At 71.2% G+C, this 1832-nt stretch carries 3 protein-coding genes; 1 reads left to right on the top strand and 2 read right to left on the bottom strand.

What is annotated here, in order from left to right:
• Nucleotides 1-121: 121 nt before the first annotated feature.
• Both ACWEJX_RS37765 and ACWEJX_RS37760 read right to left on the bottom strand, forming a co-directional pair.
• A complete protein-coding gene (locus ACWEJX_RS37765; RefSeq protein WP_451611928.1) occupies nucleotides 122-691 on the bottom strand; it encodes a hemerythrin domain-containing protein in 570 nt (189 codons plus the stop codon).
• A gap of 194 nt (nucleotides 692-885) precedes the next feature.
• Nucleotides 886-1236 carry an STAS domain-containing protein gene (locus tag ACWEJX_RS37760; protein WP_451611927.1) on the bottom strand — a complete coding sequence of 117 codons (351 nt, stop codon included), beginning with the start codon at nucleotides 1234-1236 and terminating at the stop codon, nucleotides 886-888.
• A gap of 280 nt (nucleotides 1237-1516) precedes the next feature.
• On the opposite strand from ACWEJX_RS37760, the gene ACWEJX_RS37755 reads away from it, so the two are divergent.
• The gene (locus ACWEJX_RS37755) at nucleotides 1517-1729 is read left to right on the top strand and encodes a CsbD family protein (protein ID WP_451611926.1); all 213 of its coding nucleotides are present in this window, start codon (nucleotides 1517-1519) and stop codon (nucleotides 1727-1729) included.
• Nucleotides 1730-1832 lie beyond the last annotated feature (103 nt).

The raw sequence follows: 1832 nt of genomic DNA, 5'->3' as shown, positions 1-1832 counted from the left end.
GCGATCAGCCGGACAGGCCCCGACCCGGGCGGGCGCCGGTGCCGGCCGCCGCCGCGGATCGGTGGCCCCCGGACTTGGGCCGCCGCGGCCGGACCGGGCTGCCCCGGCCCCGCGGGGGCGCTCAGCTCTGCATGGCGTCCTTGGCGCGGTCGAGGAGCGCGGCGAAGGGGCCCATCGTCCACTGGGCGACCGTCGAACCGGCGGCCGCGGGGTGCGGGTGGGTGGGGGCCATGCGCTCGGCGGCGCGGAGCCTGCGGCCCATCGAACGGCGCTCGTCGATGTCGCACGCCGCGCGGATCTGCGGGAACTCCTCCCGCTCCTCGTGCTGCGCGTGGTGCTCGACGGCCCGCTGGAACTTCGTCAGCTTCGCGTCGAACTCGGCGCTGTGCACATCGAGGTCCTCCAGCGCGGCCAGCTCCTTGTTGGCCTGGGCCTCCTCCTCGTTGCGGGCGTCCGCCTCGTACCTGCCGGCGACCCGCTTGGCCACGGGCCGCAGGATCATTTCCTCGGCGGTCTCGTGCACGGCGAGCAGCCCGCGCAGTTCGTCGAAGCACTGCTTCTTCGCCTCACCGTCGGATTCCATGGTCTCGGCGAAGAGCTGCCGGATCCGGTCGTGCTGCTCCAACAGCTGTTCCAGAATGTCGTCCTCCTGCTCGACCGTGTGCTGCGGGCCGGTCGTCATGCTGCTCATGACGTCTCCTCCGGGTTGGGCGATGACGCGCTTGCGTACCGACTGCGTACTCGTCTCCGCGTCTCGCCCACGACGGCGGCGCTAAACCCCCGCCGCCCCGGCTCCGGACGTGGGCTCCGGACGTGACGGAGTTTGGGAAGGAGCGTCCGGGTTACAGGCCGGGAGACCGCCCAGCCGTTGATCAGGACGGCACCTCACGTGGGTACGGCGGGGCCGAAGTCGAAGAGCTCGACCGAACCCGTGATCTCCAGCAGTCGCACCATCTGGTGGCTGGGGGCGGCGAGCGTGATCCCGTGGCCCGATTCCAGCGCCAGCTCTCGCGCGGCCAGCAGGACATTGAGACCGGTGGAGTCGCAGAACGAGGAATTCTGCAGGTCGAAGACTATTTCCGTGCCGCGCGGCGCCTCCGCGACCGCAGTGAGGAACGAGGACCGCAATGCGTCCGAGTGGTCCAGGTCCATGTTGCCGCTCACCCTCAGGACGTACGTGTCGGGGCCGCGCCGCCCGGCCTCGTCGTGGGATGTGCGCTCCTCGTCGGATGTCATGACGCGCCTCCTCACTCCGGGGGCGCCTTCCCCCCAGCGCCCCCTACCAGCCTACGGCGCACCTCGCGCGGGCCGGCCCCGCCGGGTGCCGGGCACCGGATCGCTCGCGTGCATCATGTGCCGCGGCTTGCCGCGAAGGCCGTTTCGCAAACGGGAGGGCACGGAGCCTACGGAGGTTACGGCGGGGAGTGCCGGGTAGCCGCCTGGCGAGCCGGGAGCGTCCGCCCCCCCCGACGTTCCCGGGAGGCTTCGCGAGAACACGGCCAAGGAGCTGATTCGGGTGGCTGGAGGCAAGAAGATCCGCGGCAAGGCCCAGGAACAGATGGGCAAGGCCGAGCAGAAGGCCGGACGGGTGACGGGCAAGGACGATCTGCGCATGAAGGGCGCCGGCGACCGGATGGAGGGCAAGGCCAAGCAAGCCGTCGGCGACACGGAGAGGAAGACGAAGGGCACCGCGGAGGAGGGCAAGGGCAAGCTGCGCCGTCACACCTGACGGCGCGCGCCGGTCGGGGGACCGGGGCCCGGGCGGCGATCACCGGCCGGGCCACATCGGAACAGCACACCTCTGACCACCAGACACAAGCGAAGCACAAGAG

The sequence above is a fragment of the Streptomyces sp. NPDC004788 genome (assembly GCF_053601115.1).
The sequence above is the reverse complement of the archived record's forward strand: the minus strand, read 5'-3'. Positions and strand labels throughout refer to the sequence as shown.